16 protein-coding genes and 2 tRNA genes are annotated in these 23,108 nt (G+C 35.6%); 14 read left to right on the forward strand and 4 right to left on the reverse strand.

Annotation, left to right across the window (positions count from 1 at the left end; translation table 11 throughout):
- Window positions 1–167 precede the first annotated feature (167 nt).
- The 4 genes from ACY0M5_RS04215 to ACY0M5_RS04230 form a co-directional block, all read right to left on the reverse strand.
- Entirely contained in the window at window positions 168–773 is a 606-nt protein-coding gene (locus tag ACY0M5_RS04215; protein WP_461630909.1) for a ribonuclease HII, read from the reverse strand.
- 64 nt (window positions 774–837) lie between these two features.
- Window positions 838–1,917, reverse strand: a complete 1,080-nt coding sequence (locus tag ACY0M5_RS04220; RefSeq protein ID WP_461630910.1) for a hypothetical protein — start codon at window positions 1,915–1,917, stop codon at window positions 838–840.
- A 19-nt stretch (window positions 1,918–1,936) separates the two neighbouring features.
- Entirely contained in the window at window positions 1,937–2,614 is a 678-nt protein-coding gene (locus ACY0M5_RS04225) for a DUF4956 domain-containing protein (protein ID WP_124994394.1), read from the reverse strand.
- 12 nt (window positions 2,615–2,626) lie between these two features.
- Window positions 2,627–3,775, reverse strand: a complete 1,149-nt coding sequence (locus tag ACY0M5_RS04230; RefSeq protein ID WP_461630911.1) for a metallophosphoesterase — start codon at window positions 3,773–3,775, stop codon at window positions 2,627–2,629.
- 133 nt (window positions 3,776–3,908) lie between these two features.
- Here ACY0M5_RS04230 and ACY0M5_RS04235 point away from each other — a divergent pair, with 133 nt between their 5' ends.
- The 14 genes from ACY0M5_RS04235 to sov all read left to right on the forward strand — a co-directional run bounded on the left by ACY0M5_RS04235 (window position 3,909) and on the right by sov (window position 22,941).
- A complete protein-coding gene (locus ACY0M5_RS04235; protein WP_461630912.1) occupies window positions 3,909–4,361 on the forward strand; it encodes a DUF4268 domain-containing protein in 453 nt (150 codons plus the stop codon).
- Between the two features lie 164 nt (window positions 4,362–4,525).
- Window positions 4,526–4,597: transfer RNA gene (locus ACY0M5_RS04240), tRNA-Met, on the forward strand.
- A gap of 63 nt (window positions 4,598–4,660) precedes the next feature.
- A tRNA-Met gene (locus tag ACY0M5_RS04245) sits at window positions 4,661–4,732 on the forward strand.
- 121 nt (window positions 4,733–4,853) lie between these two features.
- Window positions 4,854–5,726, forward strand: coding sequence for a M23 family metallopeptidase (locus ACY0M5_RS04250; protein ID WP_156195381.1), 873 nt, complete (start codon window positions 4,854–4,856; stop codon window positions 5,724–5,726).
- Window positions 5,727–5,750: 24 nt separating this feature from the next.
- The gene (locus ACY0M5_RS04255; RefSeq protein WP_461630913.1) at window positions 5,751–6,899 is read left to right on the forward strand and encodes a 1-deoxy-D-xylulose-5-phosphate reductoisomerase; all 1,149 of its coding nucleotides are present in this window, start codon (window positions 5,751–5,753) and stop codon (window positions 6,897–6,899) included.
- Window positions 6,900–6,975: 76 nt separating this feature from the next.
- The gene (gene rseP / locus ACY0M5_RS04260) at window positions 6,976–8,331 is read left to right on the forward strand and encodes an RIP metalloprotease RseP (RefSeq protein ID WP_124994389.1); all 1,356 of its coding nucleotides are present in this window, start codon (window positions 6,976–6,978) and stop codon (window positions 8,329–8,331) included.
- 52 nt (window positions 8,332–8,383) lie between these two features.
- Entirely contained in the window at window positions 8,384–8,584 is a 201-nt protein-coding gene (gene tatA / locus ACY0M5_RS04265) for a twin-arginine translocase TatA/TatE family subunit (protein WP_461630914.1), read from the forward strand.
- Between the two features lie 218 nt (window positions 8,585–8,802).
- Window positions 8,803–10,251: a lytic transglycosylase domain-containing protein gene (locus ACY0M5_RS04270; protein ID WP_461630915.1), complete on the forward strand. Its 1,449-nt coding sequence runs from the start codon at window positions 8,803–8,805 to the stop codon at window positions 10,249–10,251.
- A 28-nt stretch (window positions 10,252–10,279) separates the two neighbouring features.
- Complete coding sequence (locus ACY0M5_RS04275; RefSeq protein ID WP_124994386.1) at window positions 10,280–11,278, forward strand: DUF4837 family protein; 999 nt, start codon at window positions 10,280–10,282, stop codon at window positions 11,276–11,278.
- A gap of 3 nt (window positions 11,279–11,281) precedes the next feature.
- Entirely contained in the window at window positions 11,282–11,662 is a 381-nt protein-coding gene (locus tag ACY0M5_RS04280) for a hypothetical protein (RefSeq protein ID WP_461630916.1), read from the forward strand.
- Between the two features lie 199 nt (window positions 11,663–11,861).
- Window positions 11,862–13,298 (forward strand): leucyl aminopeptidase family protein, encoded by a 1,437-nt coding sequence (locus ACY0M5_RS04285; RefSeq protein WP_461630917.1) that lies wholly within the window; start codon window positions 11,862–11,864, stop codon window positions 13,296–13,298.
- Window positions 13,299–13,550: 252 nt separating this feature from the next.
- Window positions 13,551–14,606: a 4-hydroxythreonine-4-phosphate dehydrogenase PdxA gene (gene pdxA / locus ACY0M5_RS04290; RefSeq protein WP_124994384.1), complete on the forward strand. Its 1,056-nt coding sequence runs from the start codon at window positions 13,551–13,553 to the stop codon at window positions 14,604–14,606.
- Window positions 14,607–14,748: 142 nt separating this feature from the next.
- On the forward strand, window positions 14,749–15,330 hold the full coding sequence (ruvA, locus tag ACY0M5_RS04295) for a Holliday junction branch migration protein RuvA (RefSeq protein ID WP_124994383.1): 582 nt from the start codon (window positions 14,749–14,751) through the stop codon (window positions 15,328–15,330).
- A 42-nt stretch (window positions 15,331–15,372) separates the two neighbouring features.
- Window positions 15,373–22,941 carry a T9SS outer membrane translocon Sov/SprA gene (sov, locus tag ACY0M5_RS04300; protein WP_461630918.1) on the forward strand — a complete coding sequence of 2,523 codons (7,569 nt, stop codon included), beginning with the start codon at window positions 15,373–15,375 and terminating at the stop codon, window positions 22,939–22,941.
- Window positions 22,942–23,108 lie beyond the last annotated feature (167 nt).

Here is a 23,108-nt window from a genome sequence, read left to right on the forward strand (position 1 = left end):
TTAATATAGGATTACATTTTTCTTGGAAAAGAGCTAAAAAGCGCAGGGAAAAATAATCAACTGCTAACCAGTGTGTTGTGTTTTTATTGGATGCTGAAAATTAGATGAACCCTGTGTTTTTCTCGTTAAATAGAATTGATAATTGCTTGTTAATGAGCTGTTTTTCCTCAAAATTTCAACTCTAATTGATTTGGCAGGAGAGAAAAGGTTTTTCGGTGAATGGGATTGATTCCGTGTTCCTGAATGGCTAAGCGATGTTTTTTGGTCGGATAACCTTTGTTATTTTTCCAATCGTAACAAGGAAATTTCTCATGCTCGGATAACATGTAATCGTCGCGATAGGTTTTTGCCAAAACAGAAGCAGCAGCAATCGATAAGTATTTCCCATCTCCCTTTACGATACAGGTGTGATTGATATTCGGATAAGGAGTGAATCGGTTTCCATCAATAAGCAGATGTTCAGGTGTAATTTTGAGTTGCTCAACAGCTCTGTGCATGGCTAAAAAAGAAGCATTCAGAATATTAATCTGATCGATTTCGGTGTGGCTGACAATTCCAACTGCCCATGCAATTGCTTCTTTCTGAATTACTTCTCGAAGCAAATATCTGTTTTTTTCAGAGAGTTTTTTTGAATCGTTTAATATTTTGTTCGAGAAATTTTTAGGTAAGATTACTGCCGATGCGAATACGGGGCCGGCAAGACAACCTCGTCCTGCTTCGTCGCAACCTGCTTCAATCATATTTTTGTGTAAATAGGAGGCTAATTCATTCATAGATGCAATATTTGTCTGTAAAAATAGATCGAATTTTCTATGGAATCAAATTGCATCTGTTAAATTAATTTTTGTATTTAATAATTCGGGCGCCGTCAATAAATTCGGACTTTACACTTCTAGGATTGTCTATTATTTCATAGAATTCATCGAAATAATTCAAGGCACGTTCTTTTTCTTTATCATCCAGATAAGGACAATTTGTGTACAGCTTGTATAAAAATTCTTTTTTCATTCTAAATTCCCTGAAAATACCTTCCAGTTCTTCAGCGGTTCGTTGATAACCTCTGTAAAGCCGTTCGTGAATAGACTGAATATCTAATTTTGCATTAGGGGTGGCATATGGAGCATCTACCAAACTGGCCCAGTCAAAATCATAGGGTACTGTTATTAAGCGAGAAGTTGGTGTCTTCGAAATAAGTTTGATGTTATGAAGGGTTGGAACTCCCCAATCTGTATTCCCAACCATGTATTGAAAGATGGCAAGTTTGGTTACCTTACTGATGTTGGTACGATCCTGATGAACTTTTTTGTCGTAACGTGCTATCTTGCCATTCCTTGCAGCCATTTTTTTAAAGTCTTCTATAAAGAATGCAAATTTTTCTAGAGGTTTCATCTCTCCTTTACTGTCCTTGTAAGATATTTTTACCAAACGAACCCTAAAACTTTCAGGTGTGAAAATATTATATGCTTTGTAGATCAGGTATTCATGGATAAGCATTTGTTCATACCTATCGTTTCGATTTTGACAATGAGAAACCAGTTTTAGCTTATTGTTATCGTGAAAGAGTGAATAGTTTGATTCTGCTTTATTGAATTTTACAGTTAACGGGGGAAATGCACAAATACTGCGGTCTTTCCTGAAATTACCTCTGGTTTTAAGTTCTACAATCATGGAAACTATTGAATCACCAAGTAGGTAGGAGAGTCTTCCCTTGTGATATTTGTTATTATCACCTACATCTTTAACCAATGACTTTAGATCAGTAGTTATTGATAATTCAATAAGCGTATCGGATTCAAATAAATCCGGAGCATGATAAACAGAATCTATTTTTTCCTGACCAATTGCAAATAGTCTCGTGCATCCCAGTGAGAATAGGAAGAGTATGAGAAAAGTCTGGTGGCGAATTAGTTTTATCATAACAAAGGTGCTTTATTAGTCAGGTACTCCTGTCGCTTATTTCTGCATCGGTTAATATATTAGGAGTTACAGACTCTTTGTAGAATACAATTAGCTTTGTATATCCTTTTGCCAAATCTATTTGTCCGATACTAAATTTTGCGACTACCATTCCTGTCCGGGTTTCGATGTCATCAATTAATTCCTGATGCTTGCTGGGATGAATTAAATCAAGTCGATCGTATACTATGGTTCTTCTCGCAAGATGACGCTTCATCCAAACCCTTTCCATCACCCAGGTGGTTGCCATAAAAGCTGCGTTGGTAAAAGCAATTTCGCCAAAACTTACTTCCCCTCTGGTTAATGCATTAATAACTGATATGGTAATGACAAGAAAAAGGTAGGTCATTTCCCGGATTGGTATGGTATCGGTACGGTAGCGGATAATTCCAAAGATTGCAAATAATCCAAGAGCAAAACCAAGTTGTAATTCAATACTTCCAAGTAAAAAACAAAGAAAGAATACGGTTGTACTAATCATGATGTAGGTAAAAACGTAGGATCTTTTTCCTGTAGCTCTGAAATAAACGTAATTGATTACAAAAACCGTTACTGCTAAATTAAGTATGAACCGGAATAATAATTCAAGTATATTATTCGAGTCCATAAATGATGTTGGAATATTTGGGTTCGTTATTATATCAGTAATAAATTCCATGCTGTTTTCGTTTTATTGTAACCGTTCTTTTTCCTTATGTGCAAATATCCGATAATATTTCTGATTCTCTATAAGTAAGCCCTGATCAATATAGTTGGGATCGCCTATGGGCACATCCATTCCAATGAGTTTAAACGAATAAAATGCATATACTTTAGCGACAGGAGTGTGTCCAAAAATAATAACGTTAGCATGATAAAAATCAAGTGTCTTTAGTACCTCCTGTAAAGATATACGGTCATATTTTGGTGTTCTTGATAAATAGCCGCGATACCATAACGGACTATTTGAATATAAAAATAAATCAACTAGTGTCGTGTCTTTTAGCTCGGTATAATTATTTAAGTGGTATCTCATACCAGTATTTACTTCATCAATACTCATTCTTTTCTCTAAAAAATCAGGAGAAATACCACCATGTACAAATAATTGTTCTCCTATGCGGACAATAGTATTTTTAGATCGCAGCCATTTACCCAAAACCGAATGTTTGTCGAAAAAATGTGAGTAATGAAAGTGAATATAATGAGCCGCATGCTGATATTTATCAACAACATATCTATCATCAAAAAGTAAAGCCATCATTTCATGGTTTCCCAGAAGGTAATGAACCATTCCACCTTGTTTTTTCGCTTGAATTTCCAATTGAAAAATGAACCATAAGCATTCTGTCACTTTATCCCCTCTGTCAAATACATCGCCGGTAAAAACTATTTGTCCATCCCCAAAATTCCATTTGTTTTTTTCATCAATAATTTTGTTGTAACGAAGAATAGCTAATAATGATTCAAATTCCCCATGGATATCCCCCAGAACGACTATCTTATTATTTGAAGGATTTTCCCCAGATTCTGGCTTGATTTTATGAGGAATAATATAAGTCAGAGTATCATTTCCTGCAAATCCGAGGAAGGTCACGGTGTCATTCTTAAACCGGAAAGTTTTGCTTATTTTTCTGGTTTTGTTTTTTATGCTGTCGTGCACTATGTAAAAAGCCTCAACTCTTGTTGAAGAAATGTATCTAACGTGAGGGCCTTCAACATAGCTGGCAACAATCAAGGAGTCTTTGCAAATTGTGTCCTGGTCAAAAGATGCGCGAGACTGAAAGGAGCCAAGCAATAATATGAGGAGTAAATATATGTAGACCTGTTTTATCTGCATTAATTATCTGATTGCATTATTTAGAGTGTTTAAAGATAAGATTAATTTCCATTTTAATTAAATGCGAATTCATATTCCTGTAAACCATTGTATCTTGTAAGATATCCTTATTTTTGTAAAAAAAAGCAAAATAATGTATACTAAAGAAGAATCTAAAGAAGTTAAAATTCAATTTTGGGATGGATTTAAAAGATATTCAAAAGAAAAGGGAAGAAAGATGACCTCATGGGTTTTGCGCGGAACTCAGATTAAGGAAGTGCAGTTAAAGTTTGATCTGAATGAGAATGGAGCATTTGTTATTATTCAGATTGACAGTAAGTTGGATTCGAAAAGACATTCTGTTTATGAACAGTTCGAAAAGTATAAGCCTGTAATAATGGGTACTTGCGGAGCGGATTTAAAATGGGAAAAAGACTATTTTATTGAGGGATTTAAAGATGTAGGTATGATTTATTACCATTTGGGAGGAGCATCAATTTATAACAAGGATGAATGGAAAAGCTATTTCGAATTCATGTTCTCGAAAATGACAATTTTGGAAGAAGCATTTTTAGATGTTAAAGATGTCGTATTGCAAGCTGTGTAGGATATTTTTTTTGGAGTCGTATCTGTATGGTAAACAGTGCTTATGTCTGTGTTTAGTGCCGTATCACTAAGGATTTGTTTAAATTTTATCAGTATAATTTTGTTTTCGAACAAAAGCCTCCTATCTTTGCAACCGCAAAACGAAAGATATTTCTTAAAATATATTGCGGGATGGAGCAGTGGTAGCTCGTTGGGCTCATAACCCAAAGGTCGTCAGTTCGAGTCTGGCTCCCGCTACTAAGGATTAGGATTAAGCAGGCCTAAACAAGAAATAAAAGATAGTATCTTTCGAAAATATATTGCGGGATGGAGCAGTGGTAGCTCGTTGGGCTCATAACCCAAAGGTCGTCAGTTCGAGTCTGGCTCCCGCTACTAGCAAAAGGGCTTTGGAGAAATCCAAAGCCCTTTTTTAGTGGTAATTTTTACCTTCTCAGAAGTAAACATTTTACGCTAATTCTCTTACCTTTGCGTAAATATTTTAGATCCTTTCATTATGAGTCGTTTAAAAGAGAAAAAGCCTTTACTTGAGAAATTAAAAAACAAATACAGGTTAACTATTTCCAATGAAGGTACTTTTGATGAGGTATTATCGATTCGATTATCACGTTTAAATGTTTTTACGGTAACTGGATTGTTTTCAATTATCCTTATCGCGTTGGTGACTTTACTTATTGCATTTACTCCGTTACGTGAATATATTCCCGGTTACCCCGATGGTGAAATGCGAAAAAATATTGAGGATAATGCGATTTTAGCAGATTCTCTTATTGCAGAACTGGATAAAAGAGATCGCTTTTTTCAAGGAATTCGAAATGTTATTTCAGGAAATGATTTCGATAATGTTGTTGAGAATGCTGATGATTCAATTGTTGATCCCAAATATAAAGATTTAAGCTTTAGTATCTCTTCAAATGATTCAGCTTTTCGGAAAGAGCATGAGGAGGATGAGAAATATAATTTATCTTTTGGAAGCGCTCCAAAAGCCCGAGGCTTGTCCAACACCTACTTTTTTGCGCCGATTAACGGCATGGTTTCTAATCATTACGATAGTAAAATTGAGCATTTTGGTACCGACATTGTCGGGGGGCTGAATGAAAGAATCTCATCGGTATTGGATGGAACCGTTGTGTTTTCAGAATGGACACTAAATACTGGCTACGTTATTCAGATTCAGCATTCGAACAATTTATTGTCGGTTTACAAGCATAATTCTGAACTGTTGAAGAAAACTGGTGAGCACGTAAAAGCCGGCGAGGCAATTGCTTTACTGGGGAATTCGGGAGAACTTACATCCGGGCCTCATTTGCATTTCGAGTTGTGGCACAATGGACAAGCATTAAATCCTGAGGATTATATCAAATTCTAACTACAAATAAAACTCTAATTATTGATGAGTAAACATATTGCCATTTTGGGATCTACGGGTTCCATTGGAACGCAGACCTTAGAGGTGGTGGAAGCCAATCCTGATGAATTTATTGTGGATGTACTGACGGCGAATAATAATATTGAGCTGTTGATTCAGCAAGCAAAAAAATTCCATCCCGATGTTGTTGTTATTGCCTGCGAAGAAAAATACACTGAGCTTTCCGAAGCTTTAAAAAATGAACCCATAAAGGTTTATGCCGGAATTGATGCAATAGCACAAGTCGTGCAAATGTCGGCAATCGATGTTGTGGTTACAGCAATGGTTGGATATTCAGGACTTCTTCCCACTATTAAAGCAATTGAGGCAAAAAAGAATATTGCTTTGGCAAATAAGGAAACTCTTGTGGTTGCAGGTGAAATTATTCAAAGATTAGCCTTAGAGAATGGTGTTAATATTTACCCTGTAGATTCGGAACACTCAGCAATCTTTCAGTGCTTATCCGGCGAGTTCGATAATTCAATTGAAAAGATTTATTTGACCGCTTCCGGAGGACCGTTTCGAGGCAAGGATAAAAAATTTCTAGAAACCGTAAGTTCTAAGCAAGCCTTGCAGCATCCTAACTGGGACATGGGAGCAAAAATAACCATTGACTCTGCCAGTATGATGAATAAAGGTTTTGAGGCGATTGAAGCCAAATGGCTGTTCGATTTAAAAGCTTCTCAAATTGATGTAATTGTGCATCCGCAATCAATTGTGCACTCTATAGTGCAGTTTGAAGATGGATCGATGAAAGCACAAATGGGATTGCCGGATATGAAATTACCTATTCAGTTTGCACTTACCTATCCGAAAAGATTAAAAACAGATTTTCCACGTTTTAATTTTTTAGATTATCCGAATTTGAGTTTCGAAGCAGCCGATTCAAAGAATTTTAAAAATTTAAATTTGGCTTTTCAGGCGATGGAAAAAGGTGGAAATTTGCCATGTATTGTAAATGCTGCCAACGAAATTGTTGTTAATGCCTTTTTAAGAGATGAAGTTGGGTTTTTACGAATGAGCGATATTATAGAAGACTGTATGCACAAAACCGGATTTATTAAAAATCCAACCTACGAAGATTATGTGTTAACAGATAAGGAAGCAAGGAAATTGGCATTATCTATGTTGTAAAAAATACCTATCTTAGGCATCCGCTAATTTGCTGATTCTATTAGTCGGCAGAGTTTAAATTATTAATTGAAATTGAATGGAAGTAATCGTTAAAATAGGACAGTTTTTGTTGAGTTTGTCCATCTTGGTTGTGTTGCATGAATTAGGGCATTTTACCTTTGCAAAATTGTTCAAAACCAGAGTTGAAAAGTTTTATATGTTTTTCGATCCTGGATTTTCTTTGTTTAAATTTAAAAAAGGAGAAACAGAATATGGTATTGGATGGCTGCCTCTTGGTGGTTATGTAAAAATATCAGGAATGATTGATGAATCGATGGATAAGGAGCAGATGAAATTACCTCCTGAGCCTTATGAATTCAGATCGAAACCGGCATGGCAAAGGTTATTGATCATGGTAGGTGGTGTTTTGGTGAACTTTGTTCTTGCATTTGTTATTTATGTTGCAGTGCTTTACACTTGGGGCGAGCAATATCTGCCTGCTGAAAATGTGAAGTATGGTGTTGTTTGTGATTCTTTAGCCGAGAGTATTGGATTGCAGGATGGTGACAAAATTGTTGCTTTGGATAATCAAAAAGTAAAAAAGTTTAATGATATCGTTCCGGATATCTTGCTAAATAGTCCTAAGTCGATTCAATTCATAAGAAATAATGAGCAGCTAAGTGTTGATATTCCTTCTTCTTTTGTGCCGGCATTATTGGAGAAAAGCAGTAAGGGATTCTCTTTAAGTCCTGTGTTTGATATTCGTTATCCTTACAGTGCTGTTTCTATTGGAAAAGTGTTGAAAGAATCTCCTGCAAGTGAGGCCGGAATTTTAAAAGGAGATAAAATTGTATCGATTGATTCTGTTGGTTTCAGCTACTACGATCAATTTCAGACTTTTTTACAGTCGAAGAAGAGTCAAAGTATTTTGGTTCAGTTGAATCGAGACGGTAAGTCCGAACAAGTTCAGCTTACTGTTGGTGATGATGGGAAAATTGGATTCTATCCACAAATAGAATCGGGTTTGTTCGAGTATGAAACATTGGAGTACACTTTCGTTGAATCAATTCCTGCAGGTTTTAATAAAGGGATTGATAAGCTCGGATCCTATTTAAAGCAGTTTAAACTGATTTTTTCTTCTGAAACTAAAGCATATAAATCAATAGGTGGTTTTATAACTATTGGTAATATTTTTCCGGGTGTTTGGAATTGGGAGGCCTTTTGGAATCTGACAGCATTCCTCTCAATTATTTTGGCGATCATGAATATTCTTCCAATTCCAGCTTTGGATGGCGGACATGTAATGTTTCTGATGTATGAGATCATTACAGGAAGAAAACCAGGAGATAAGTTTATGGAGTATGCACAGATAACCGGAATGGTGCTGTTGTTTGGTCTTTTAATATTTGCAAATGGTAATGATGTTGTAAAATGGATTTCTAATATGAAATAGAAATTTCAGTAAAATTAGTAACTTAGTATTCCAAATCATTAAATAAATAGATATGAACCTTTTTGTTTTAGCCGGAATGGTTGGTCCCTGGCAAATTATAATTATAGTATTTGTAATTGTACTTCTTTTTGGTGGAAAAAAAATTCCGGAACTAATGAAAGGATTGGGTCAGGGAATGAAAGAGTTTAAAAAGGCTACTGATATGGATGACGATAAGGATAAAAGTAAGGATAAAGAATCCAAAAATAAATAAGATAGGAAAGGCAGGAGTTACTTCCTGCCTTTTTTGTCACGTCTTTTTTTCCTAAATAGGAATAAAATAATAATGATCTGAAAACTAACTTTTTAGTTATTTAGATTCATTTTGAGCGGAACATTTAGAAATAAATGTTTTTTTTATGTTATTTTGTTGATGAAATATCTTCATTTCGTATTATTTTACGAAATTTAGGAGCATTTAAATGCTGATATATGAGGAAATATTTACTTCTTATTTTTCTTTGCTTTGCTTTTGCTATTCAGGCAGATTCACAGTCGCTTTTCAATATTCTGAACAAAGAAAAGCCTGAGAATATAAATGAAATCAATCAACGTTTGATTCATTTCACTTCGGAAATATTGAAAGAAGATCTTCCGGAAAATACTGTAATGGATGCTAATTATATTCCAGTTTTTTCTGATGAAGTATATCAGGAGAGAATGGATAAACTCAATGCAAAAAGTCCGATTCAGTTGGATTTTAAGCCAATTGTCAGAAGATATATTGACGCATATGCAATTAGGCATCGTGAAAAAACTGCAAAAATTATAGAGCGTTCCGAATTGTATTTCCCTTTGTTCGAAGAGTATTTGGATAAGTACCAGCTTCCATTGGAATTGAAATATTTATCAGTTATAGAATCAGCTTTGGATCCTAAAGCAAAATCACGATCAGGAGCAATTGGCTTATGGCAGTTCATGTATAATGCCAGTAAAATGTTCGATTTAAGAATCACTTCGTATATTGATGAGAGAATGGATCCGGATAAATCGACAGAAGCAGCCTGTAAATATCTTCAGTATTTGTATCGGATTTTTGGTGATTGGAAACTTGCATTGGCAGCTTACAACGGAGGGCCTGGTATTGTGCGTGAAGCGATTCAACGTTCCGGAGGAAAGACTGATTTCTGGGAAATATCACCTTATCTTCCCGAACAAACCAGAAATTACGTGCCTGCATTTATAGCCGTTAATTATGTCATGAATTATAGTTCTGAACACAATATTGTGCCTGCGAAAAATGTATATCCATACTTTAGAATATCTCCCGTTACTGTAAATAAGCCAATCTCGTTTCAACATGTTGCCAAAGTGCTTGATTTACCCATAGAGGCAGTTCGGGAGTTAAATCCAATTTATAAGTGTGATTTGATTCCTTTGTGTGAACTTCCGGCCAAATTGATTCTTCCAATAGGAAAAGTGGGCAAATTTATTGATTTGGAAGAGGTTATTTACGGAATGAAGGATGAGCCTAAAAAATATCTTGATCTTCAAAAGGATCTTTCAACGACTGAGGGGAAATACTGTATAATACATAGTGTAGAGGCGGGAGAGTATTTTCATAAAATTGCAATGAAGTACGGCTGTACAATTAATAATATCAAGGCATGGAATGAGATGGATAGTCCTGATATTTTTATTGGACAAAAACTGAAAATCTGGGTTTACCCTTCCGATACCTTGGCTCAAAAACCACAAAGGGATCCTTTATTGAAAAAAAGTAGTTTTTTACTTTATGAAGTTCAGGCTGGAGATAGTTTAAGCTCAATTGCAGATAGATTTCAACTTGAATCGACTACCGATTTGGTTGAATTAAATAGTATAACCCGTTCTAAGAAATTAGTGCCGGGAATGGTATTAAAAATAGTTCATTACGAATAGAAACATTTGTCTCTGTAAATTTAAAATTATGAAGAGAATAATTCAAACAACATTACTTTGTTTGCTTGTAACGGTAAGTATTTCTTCCTGCAAGAAAACAACACAAGGACTAAGACCTGTAGTAACCGGGAAATCGGGAGAAATAGTTGTAATAATAAATGATGCTTTATATGAAGGAAGTGTTGGAGATACATTAAAGGCGGTACTAAATGATACTCAAATTGGATTGCCGCAAGATGAGACACTTTTTGATATACTGCAGATTTCGCACAATGAGTTTTCCAGTATGTTTAAAACTCACCGAAGTATTTTAGACCTCAGGGTTTCGTCGAAAGTGAAGGAAAATAAGATCTCTGTAAAGAATGAATTGTATGCGAAAACACAATCGTTCATGAAGATCGAAGCTAAGAGCAACAAGGATATGATACAGCTCTTGAGCGAAAATAAAAATAAGATTATTGCCTATTTTCATATTGGTGAACGGGAAAGGAAAATTAAGGTTTTTAAAAAGAATGTTGTTCAGGAAATTTTCGAAAAGCTAAAGGAGAAAAATAATTTCACTCTATCTTTCCCTGCGGGATATACCATAAACAAAGAAGAACCTGATTTTCTTTGGGTAAGCAAGGAGACTCCCTCAACGAGTCAAGGGATGTTTATTTATACCTACGATTATATTTCCGAGGATTCATTCACGAAGGATGAGGTGATTAAAAAGAGGAATTTACTACTTAATAAGTTTGTTCCGGGACCTAAGGAGGGTAGTTATATGAGTACCGAAATGGATTTTCCAATTTCGAACCGTCAATTCAAGTTTTTCGATAACTATGCAGTGGAAACAAGAGGTTTATGGAAAGTGAACGGCGATTTTATGGGAGGTCCTTTTATAAATATTACTTTTCTTGATCAAAAGAACAACAGAGTTGTGTGTATGGATTCGTACGTTTACTATCCAAACCACGATAAGCGTGAATTGTTGAGAGAACTGGAAGCGATCATGTATTCTTATACAAGTATAGAAAAGGAATAGAACGTGAATTTACCCGATTTAAAAAATTTGAGCATTGAACCTTATCGTAATCGCGAAGAGGTGATTCGGCAGGTTGCTGCCCAGATTGAGAAAGATTTTGATCAGTTTGGGTTGGAAGTGAAATTTTCCGGAGAAATACACAATGCATACGAAGAACTTTTTAGTCAGTTAAATGAACATTTAACTTATTTATTGGATAGGGATTATCATCGTTTAATTCTATTGTTGTATCAGATAGATGTGAGTGAAAAACAGATTATTAAAACGGAATTAAATTTTTCTGATGTTCCAAAATCAGAGTTACTTACTGAGCTAATTATTTTAAGGGAACTCAAAAAAGTATTGATAAGGAATTATTTCAAGGAAAATCCGGATAAATTATAATAAAACCGCAGCATCAAGCTGCGGTTTTATTTTTTCCTTATCAAGGAGTAATGTTTTCCGCTTAGTTTTTTACTATTTTTACTTGGCTGTAAAAATCCACAGGAAATATCTGTTTATCAGAATTTGGAAATATCAAGTTCGAAGTATTGGGGAATTACTGTGTTGATCGATATGGTTTTTCACACTAACATGAGTTCCGATGAAAATAGAAGTAAAAAGCTTTCAGAAGCCAGATGAGAACGAGAACATTCTTTTTTTGGCAACTGCCGGGAATTATAAAAATCTTCCTCTTTCCGAGCAGGAGATGAAGTTTGCTGAAGAGCAAATTGCCACCGAGAATACGTTAATAGAGTTGAATCGTTATACGCGCAAAATTTATTTACATGTGGCAGATAATAAAGAGTATACTAATTCCGATTTGGAGAAAATGAGGAAGTTGGGCTTCTCTTTTCATGCCAGGATTCAGGAAAGTAAAATCACCAAAATTGTTTTGCAGGATTATCTGAACGATGCAGAAGCAATACTTGCTTTTGCTGAAGGTGTTGCCCTGACAAATTATCAGTTTCTAAAATATTTTACCGATACAAAAAAACAAAAGCATACTCTGGAAGAAGTAATTATCCATAGCGACGCTATCAGCTCAACACAGCTTAATGAGTTAATTGCAGTTGTTGAAGGGGTGAATTTTGCACGCGAACTTGTAAACGAACCTTTAAGCTATCTTACAGCAGAAAAATTAAGTGAAGAAATTCAGGAAATGGGAGTTAAAGCTGGATTTACTGTTGATGTTTTTGGAAAGAAAAAGATTGAAAGTTTAAAGATGGGCGGTCTTTTGGCCGTGAATAAAGGCAGTCTTGACGAGCCTACTTTTTCTATATTGGAGTGGAAATCGAAAGAGGCGGTTAATTCGAAACCAATTGTTTTTGTTGGAAAAGGGGTTGTATACGATACCGGCGGATTGAGCCTTAAGCCAACTAAGGACAGCATGGATTTGATGAAATCTGATATGGGTGGTGCAGCATCGGTAGCCGGAGCAATTTATGCAATTGCGAAAGCTAAACTGCCAATTCATGTAATTGGATTAATTCCTGCAACAGACAATCGTCCGGGTGGAAATGCTTATGTACCCGGCGATGTTATTAAGATGTATAATGGGAAAACTGTTGAGGTTTTAAATACAGACGCCGAGGGAAGAATGATTTTGGCCGATGCTCTTAGTTATGCAGATCAATATAAACCGGAATTTGTTGTCGATTTGGCGACATTAACAGGTGCAGCGGCTGTGGCTATCGGGAAGTATGGCATGGTGGCAATGGGAAATGAGGATAGTAAGGATAAGATGACTCAATTAAAGGAGTCTGGAGAGAAAGTTTACGAAAGACTGGTAGAATTTCCTTTTTGGGAGGAATTTGGAGAGCTGATAAAATCGGATATTGCAGATTTGAAGAATATTGGTGGTCGTGATGGTGGAGCAATAACAGCTGGGAAATTCCTGGAGCATTTTACAAATTATCCATGGATTCATCTCGATATTGCCGGACCTGCGTTTGTAAGTACAACAGATAATTACAGAGGTAAAGGAGGCACAGGTGTTGGGGTTCGCTTGTTATTTGAATTTATTAAACAATATCGATAGTAGGAATAATTGAAAAGATGATGCTCTTTTATTGAATCTTTCTATTTTTGTAATGATTTTTTTAAGATTTAAGGCACAAATGTTTTGCAAATGTATTTCTTAATCACTCTGTTAATTGTATTGATAAAGTCAGAGAGTATAAGAAGTAACAATATAGCTGATCATTTTCCAGTTCACTCTATTTAAATAGCAACGGCTTAAAATTGGACTTTTGAAAGTGATATCAGTCCACTGATATAAAATAAACAGCAGATGAAAAACACTAAAATAAGAGTTGGAATCACTCATGGCGATATTAACGGAATTGGCTACGAGGTTATTATTAAAACCTTGATGGATGAAAGGATGTATGAAATTTGTACTCCAATTATTTATGGCTCTCCAAAAGTTGCAGCTTATCATCGAAAAGCACTCAATATAGAAACTTTTAGTTTGAATAATATTAAGGAAGCTCAGGAAGCACATCCTAATAGAACAAATATTATTAACTGTGTTGATGAAAATATAAAAGTTGAGTTAGGTAAATCAACAAGTAGTGCCGGTGAATCTGCATTTAAGGCTTTAGAAGCTGCTGTTGCAGATTTAGAAAAGGGATTAATTGATGTGTTGGTTACAGCGCCAATAAACAAGAAGAATATTCAATCTAAGGATTTTGTATTTCCAGGGCATACTGAATATTTGGAAAGTAAATTGAATTCCGGTAAATCGTTAATGCTTTTAATCAGTGATAAGCTAAGAGTGGGTGTTGTTGCTGGTCATGTGCCTATTTCCAAGGTGCCTGAGGTTGTTTCAAAAGAAAATATTATTAGTAAGCTAAATATTTTGAATAGTTCTCTTCAAAAGGATTTTGGAATTAGAAAGCCACGAATTGCTGTCTTAAGTCTAAACCCGCATGCAGGGGATGATGGATTGATTGGAACAGAAGAGATCGATGAAATAATTCCTGCTTTGGAACAGGTTCGCGAAAAAGGAATAATGGCTTTAGGTCCCTATCCTGCTGATGGTTTCTTTGGCTCTTCAGATTACATGAAGTTTGATGCCATTCTGGCAATGTATCATGATCAGGGCTTGGCTCCATTTAAAGCTTTGGCATTTGATTCAGGGGTAAATTTTACCGCAGGATTATCGAAAATACGCACATCGCCTGCCCATGGTACAGCATATTCCATTGCCGGAACAAATGTTGCATCTGAAAAATCTTTTCAGCAGGCATTGTATATGGCTATTGATGTTTTTAGAAACCGGGAAAATTTTGAGGAAATTAGTAAGAACCCCATGCAAACATCAGAAGCATCAAAAAATTCGTAATAAATTTTTAACAAAATAGTAAAAAGAGCGGTTAAATTTGAATCGCTCTTTCATTTTTTGTTAAAAACAAAGTCTTGATTGTAAAAATTGCATAATTTTACATATTTTAAGGATCTAAACAGAAAAATTCAATTCATATTTTATGTTTGAGTATATTAAGGGAGTTATTGATGATCTTACACCAACTTCAGTAGTTGTTGAAACTAGCGGAATAGGTTATTTTTTAAATATTTCATTGAATACATATTCGAAATTGTCCGGGCATAAGGAGGCACAATTGTATTTGCATCAGGTTGTTCGAGAGGATGCTCATATATTTTTCGGCTTTTTTGATGCTAACGAACGCGGTGTTTTTCGACATTTAATTTCGGTATCTGGAGTGGGAGCTAATACGGCACGAATGATGCTTTCATCTTTAACGCCTTCCGAAATTCAAACTGCTATTGTTACAAGTGATGTGAAAACGTTACAGGGAGTTAAAGGAATTGGAGCTAAATCGGCACAACGAATTATTATCGAATTAAAAGATAAACTTGGAAAAGATACTGATATCTCTGACTTTTCTTTACCACAGAACAATACTACTAAAGAAGAAGCGTTATCTGCTTTAGTGATGTTAGGTTTTGCGAAGAATTCAGTAACTAAAGTTATCGATAAAATATTTACAGCAAATCTTGATGCAAGTGTAGAGGATTTGATTAAGCTGGCCTTGAAACAATTATAATTGAAGAACGTAATTGCTTTACTAACCTAAGGTAATCAACCATTGAAGAAACTTATTAAATATACTCTGACCTTATTAATAGTGTTGTTCTGTAGTGCTTTGGGAAGTAATTCCAGCTTAAGTGCCCTTAATTCTAATCCTCAATTTGGCATTCAAACTGTACAGCAGCAGGATACTACCAAACGATCTAAAAATGACTCAGGACGCGTAATCAATCTGAAATCACCATTTCATAAAGACAATCCTGATGCAAAGGACAATTCACTTCCTTACCCCTTTGATGATGTAAACGATAATCAAGAGTTTGGTTCTCAAAATCAATCTCCATTGTATCTTAAGGATCCAAAAAATATTCTGACATCCATTCAGTACGATGCTGTTACAGGTAATTATATTTTGGTGACGCGAATTGGAGATGTCGATTACCGTCGTCCGATTAGTATGACTGCAGAAGAGTACAAGCAATACGAAGCAGAAAAATCTCTTCGGGATTATTGGATGGAACGTAGTCGGAGTGATGGGACTGCAGGAAGTAATGAGTTAGTGCCGGATTTAAAATTAGGGGGGCAATTTGTTGATAAAATTTTTGGCAGTAATACAATTTCCATAAAACCGCAAGGGTCAGCCGAGTTAACTTTTGGTATTAACACAACCAAGGTCGAAAATCCAACTCTTCCTGTAAATCTAAGAAAAACAACTAGTTTCGATTTTGATGAGAAGATTCAAATGAATGTGACTGGTACAGTTGGCGAGAAGTTGAAGATGGATGTGAATTACAATACCGAGGCCACTTTCGATTTCGAAAATCAGATGAGACTGGAGTATTCCGGTGATGAAGATGAGATTATTAAGAAGATTGAAGCAGGTAATGTTTCCATGCCCATTTCAAATACATTGATTACCGGTGGACAAAATTTATTTGGAGTTAAAGCCCAAATGCAATTTGGGAAGTTATCTGTAACTTCTATTTTTTCACAGCAAAAAGGAGAAACCAGTGTTGTTGAGATGGAGAATGGAGCGCAAAAAAATGAGTTTGAGATATCAGTTGATAAATATGAAGCCAACCGACATTTCTTTCTTTCCAAATATTTCTACGATCACTACGATCAATCTCTGCGAAATCTTCCTGTAATTAATTCAGGAATTACAATCAATAAAGTTGAAGTTTGGGTGACTAATAAAACATCTAATTTTCAGGATTCCCGTAACCTTGTGGCTTATGTTGATTTGGGTGAAGATGGTGCAAATATTTCCAATCCTTCAGAATTTTCGCAAATAGGAACAGGTAACCTGCCTAATAATGAGTTGAATGATTTGTATCAGAAAATGACAAACACTTATTCTGGTATAAGAGACATTAATCAGGTTACAAGTACATTATCCCCATTAGCTCCTGGTTTTGTTAGTGGAACAGATTACGAAAAAGTTGAAAATGCCCGCAAATTATCTGAATCGGAATATTCTGTAAACGAAAAATTGGGTTATATATCCTTAAATCAGGCATTAAATGCAGATGAAATTTTGGCGGTTTCGTTCGAGTATACCTACAGAGGACAGGTGTTTAGAGTTGGAGAATTCACCAGTGATGGAGTGAGTGCTCCTCAAACACTCATTATGAAGTTGCTGAAAGGAACCAATCTTAGTCCCCAAATGCCAACATGGAAATTAATGATGAAAAACATCTATAACATTGGGGCTTTTCAGGTTAATCAAGAGGATTTCATATTAAATGTATTGTATCAAAACGATAATGCGGGGACTGCAGTAAATTATTTGCCGGAAGGGGACATTAAAAATAAAATTCTTCTCGAAGTCTTGAATGTAGATAATCTGAACTCACAATTGGATCCGGGTGCAGATGGAATGTTTGATTTTATTGACGGGATTACAATCTATTCTACAAATGGCCGAATCATATTCCCGGAAATAGAGCCTTTTGGCAACTACCTTAGAAAAAAGATTAATAATGATGCAATTGCAGATCAATATGTGTTTGAAGAGCTTTATAATTTAACTCAAAATGATGCACAGCAAATTGCCGAGAAAAATAAATATAGTCTGAAAGGAAGTTATAAATCATCAACAAGTTCAGAGATCTCTTTGAATGCTTTGAATGTGGAGCCGGGTTCGGTTAGCGTAAAAGCGGGTGGTAGAGAACTAATCGAGAACATTGATTATACCGTTGATTATACATTGGGAAGGGTGAAAATAATCAACCAAAGTCTATTGGAATCAAGTACTCCAATTTCCATTTCTTCGGAGAATAATTCGCTGTTTAACATTCAGACCAAAACATTGATTGGGGTTCAAATGGATTATCAGTTTAATGATGATTTCAATCTGGGTGCAACTATGATGCATCTTTCCGAGCAACCTCTTACACAAAAGGTTAATATTGGTGACGAACCTATTTCGAATACCATTTGGGGGCTGAATGGCAGCTATAGAACCGAATCGGAGTTCCTGACCCGCATGGTGGATAAAATTCCATTTATCGAAACAAAAGAACCTTCATCAATTGCTGTTGAAGGTGAATTTGCTCAATTGGTTCCAGGTCATAATAAAGCAATTGGTAGTTCGGGTACGGCCTATATCGATGATTTTGAGGGAACAGAGACTTCGATTGATATGAAGAGTTTGAGTTCATGGGTTTTGGCCAGTACTCCGCAAAATAATGAAGCTTTATTTAAGGAAGGAAATTTGAACAATGATTTAGCATATGGATATAACCGGGCAAAACTGGCTTGGTATGTAATTGATCCGTTGTTCTTGCGTAATAGTTCTGCAACACCAGGGCACATTAAATCGGATAAGGATCAGCAATCAAATCACTTTGTCCGAGAGATATTTGAAGAAGAAATTTGGCCAAATAAAGAGAGAGCCTCCGGGGTTCCTACTAATATTTCGGTTCTGAATTTGGCCTACTACCCAGAAGAAAAAGGGCCTTATAATTTTGATGTTGATGGACAAGCCGGGATTTCTCAGGGTATGAATCCTGATGGTACTCTTAAAGCTCCGGAATCGAGATGGGGTGGTATTATGCGTAAAATTGAAACCAACGATTTTGAAGCTGCAAATATTGCTTACGTTGAGTTTTGGATGATGGATCCATTTGTTTATGAGCCTAACCATAAAGGGGGGAATTTATATTTTAACCTTGGAAATATCTCCGAAGATATATTAAGAGATTCGCGAAAATCATTTGAGAATGGGTTGCCTGCGGATGAAAATATTACTTTGGTTGATAGTACAAAATGGGGTCGGGTTCCTTTGGTACAATCACTCGTAAATGCTTTTGATAATAATACAAATGCAAGAAGATATCAGGATGTTGGATTGGATGGATTGAGTTCCAAAGATGAGTTGAGTTACTATAAGGAGTACATTCAGGCAATTAGTATTTCGGCAAACTTGGGAACAGGTTCCGAGGCATATGTTCTGGCTCAGAAAGATCCGTCAAATGATGATTATCATTATTTTAGAGGCGCAGATTACGATAGTGATGAGCTAAGTATTTTGGAACGTTATAAAAAGTATAATGGTCCGGAGGGGAATTCACCAACATCTGAGTTATCAGGAAGTGCATATCCTACATCCGCAACAACATTGCCTGATGTAGAAGATATTAACCATGATAATACTCTGAGTGAGACCGAAGCATATTATCAATGCAAAGTACATTTGGCGCCGGCAGATATGCAGATAGGTCAAAATTTTATTGTGGATAAAGTGACCAGTAATGTGGATTTAGCTAACGGAACGAATGGCTCGGTTGATTGGTATCAGTTTAAAATTCCGGTTGATGAATTCAAGGATACGTATGGTAATATTAGTGACTTTACGTCGATTCGTTTCATGAGAATGTTCTTGAGGGATTTTGAAGAAGATGTGGTTCTGCGATTTGCCACCCTTGATCTGGTTCGTGATGATTGGCGGAGATATGATCAGTCTATTAACGAAAATGAAACGGATGATATCGTATCAGAAGCTGGTTTCGATATTACAGCGGTAAATATTGAAGAGAATGCAAGTAAAGAACCGGTAAACTATATTTTGCCTCCGGGAATTGATCGGGTTGTGGATCCAAGTAATCCTCAGTTAATTCAATTGAATGAGCAGGCTATATTGTTGAAAGTTACCGATTTGGAAGATGGAAAAGGAAAAGGGGCTTACAAAACCCTTAATATGGATATCAGGAAATATGGTAAGTTTAAAATGGATGTTCATGCTGAGGAGATTGAAGGTTATTCTGTGAGAGACGAAGAAGTGAGTGTGTTTGTTCGTTTAGGATCAGATTATCAGGACAATTACTACGAATATGAAATTCCCATGCGGTTAACACCTGCTGGTCTTTATAACGGCGATATTGAAGAAGATCGTTTAGCAGTTTGGCCTGATGAAAATCGTTTTGATTTTAAGCTTCGTTTGTTTCAGACAATAAAGCAGTTAAGAAACGATGCTGTACGCGGTACTAATGCGAAATATTCCGACATATATGATTTAACAGTTGGTGATTTGTCTAATGATGCAGATCCGCAACATCAAAATCATATTGTAAGAATAAAAGGAAATCCAAATTTGGCAAACATTAGAACGGTTATGATTGGGGTGAAAAATCCCACCAATGATGCTACCGGAATGGATGATCATCAACTAAAATCGGTAGAGGTCTGGCTGAATGAAATGCGATTGACGGATTTTGATGAAGATGGAGGTTGGGCTGCAAATCTGCGGGTAACAACAAAATTAGCTGATTTTGGTACAGTAACTTGGGCTGGAAGTAAAATTACATCTGGTTTTGGAGGGATAGAAGATGGTGTTAATGATCGATACAAAGATGATATATTTCAATATGATTTATCAGCCAGTTTTGAGTTAGGTAAATTTTTTCCTGAAAAATCGGGTGTTCGTATTCCATTGTATTACGCTATTTCTGAAGAAACAAAAAGTCCGGAATACAATCCTTTAGATCCGGATATCCCACTGGATGTAGCACTTGAGAATGCGAATTCAAAAACAGAGCGGGACTCCATCAAAAAAATGTCTCAGGAATATACGAAAAGAAAGAGTTTTAATTTAACGAATGTTCGTATAGAAAAGGCGGAGGGAAAACCTAAATTGCTTGATGTTTCGAATTTATCTCTTACCTATTCCTATAACGAAACTTATTCAAGAGATGTAAATACGGTTCGTGATTTGGAAAAGAATTACAGAGGTGTATTGAGCTATAACTATAATAATGTGCCGAAAAATGTTCAGCCGTTTAAGAGGGTTAAAGCATTTCAAAATCCGATGTTCAGATTGTTAAAGGATTTTAATTTTTACTATTTGCCGACACAACTTTCTTTCCGGTCTGATTTGCAGCGCTATTACCGCGAAATTGAGAAAAGACATATTCCTGAAATAGGAAGTGGGAATACCGAACTGGCAACCATTAAAATTAAACCTACTTTCGATAAGGATTTTATCTGGTATCGCTATTACGATTTAAAATACAACTTAACTAAAGGACTGAAATTTGATTTTTCAGCGACAAATACATCTCGAATTGATGAACCGGAAGGAATTGTTGATAGAGATAGAGATCGTGAAACCTATAATATTTGGAAAGATTCCATTTGGAATAATTTAATGGATGGTGGTCGAAATATTCAGTACCATCATAATTTTAATCTTACTTATACAGTTCCAATAAATAAAATTCCATTGTTGAATTGGACATCCGTTACAGCACGGTATGCGGGGGCATATGATTGGAATGCCGGAGCAATAACTGCCGATACTATCGAGTTGGGAAATACCATTCGAAATTCCAATAATATACAGGTAAACGGGCAGCTAAACCTTGTTAATTTGTACAATAAAATTGGTTTGCTGAAAAGAATTAATCAAAAATACGGTTCGAACCGGAAATACAAAAAGAAAACAGAGAATTACAAGAAGGTTAATTATGAAGGTACTGTTGCTGAGTTGAAAGCTGGAATTCCTACCTCTATATACCATAAATTGTCAACCGAGGATATCTCCATTAAGGTTTACGATACTCAGGGAAAAGAAGTAAAGGTTAAGGTGAAATCTGTAACAGGCAACAGGGCTAAAATTACTTCAAGCGAGAATGTGAAAAATGTTCGGGTAAGAGTCAATGGCAAGCTTTCGGAGAGTGAAGGAGTTTTTGCCTTAATAGGGGAGAATTTTCTGAGAACAGTAATGAGTGTTCGTAATATTTCCGTTAATTATTCAGAGATTAACTCAACAACGTTACCTGGATATATGCCGCAAACAAATTATTTTGGTGGTGAGTCATATAACGGAACCAAGGCTCCCGGTTTTAACTTTCTGGTTGGTAATCAGGATAATAATTTTGCAAGAAGTGCAGCTGAAAAAGGTTGGATTACAACCGATGAAGCTTTGAATGAACCATATGTAATGAGTCATACTCAAAATTTTACCATAAGAAGTACTATTGAACCGGTAAAAGGATTGAAAATTGATTTAACGGCAAATCGTAATTATTCAAGAAACCGAAGCGAATACTATATTTACGATTCGGGGAATGATAATTTCACGGCTGAGAACCTTGTTAAATCGGGTAATTTCAGCATGAGTTTTTTAAGTTTGAAATCGGCCTTTTTTACAATAGGGAATACAGGAGATTACTCTTCGGCCTATTTCGATAAATTTTTAGATTTAAGAAAAGAAGAAAGTTTACGATTGGCAAAAGAGAGATATGGTGAAAATTATGAGGACAAAAAAATATTCACTAAGGTTGTTGTAGGAACAGAAACAACGAAAGTAGAGACGGATTACTATGAAGGTTATGGAGAAACATCTCAGGAAGTTTTAATTCCAGCTTTTCTTAAAGCATATGGTAATGGAGGAAAAGGGTATAATAGTTTGTTCCCGGCTATTTCGAGGATGAAACCAAATTGGAGAGTGACTTTCGAAGGCTTATCCAAACTGCCGCTAGTTAAGAGGTATTTCAAATCTATAAATTTGAGTCATTCATATAGTGCAACATATGATGTGGGTTCGTATAATACCAATTTAACTTACGAGGAAGGTGACGACGGATATAGTATTATTCAGGATATGGCGCATAATTTTCTACCTCTTTATGAAGCCAATTCAATTTCCATTAATGAGCAATTCAATCCTCTGATAAACGTTGATATGATTTGGAAGAATAATTTCTCGACGAGTTTTGAAATTAAGCGCACACGAAATTTGATTCTAAGTTTATCAAATACCCAGTTAACAGAAGTCGCTTCTAATGAAATGATTTTTGGTTTGGGGTATCGATTTGATGATTTTGGTATGATAATAGGCTCAGGGTCTAAGCAAAAAAAATATAAGAGTGATCTTAATTTGAGGGGAGATCTATCAATTCGTAAGAACAATACCATCATTAGAAAAATTGTTGATGAAGTGGATCAGTTAACATCAGGACAGAAAGTAGTAACAGTTAAGTTTAGTGCTGACTATGTTTTGAGTAACAGATTTAATTTAAGACTGTATTACGACCGGATTGTAAATACTCCTTATGTTTCACTTTCATACCCAACTACAACTACTGAATTTGGTGCGAGTATTCGTTTTACTCTTGCGAATTAGAGGTTTACTGTTATGCTCTTATATTCTGATTTTGCACTGATTATTAATCATCACATAGAATGAATAAGAATAAGTTCTAAAACATTCAATTACGTATGACGTGATATTTTATAATTAAAAAAAAAATGTAAATTTGGGCAGTAATTTAATACTCTTAATAAACAACA

This window comes from Labilibaculum euxinicum (assembly GCF_963678175.1).
Lineage (GTDB): Bacteria > Bacteroidota > Bacteroidia > Bacteroidales > Marinifilaceae > Labilibaculum > Labilibaculum euxinus.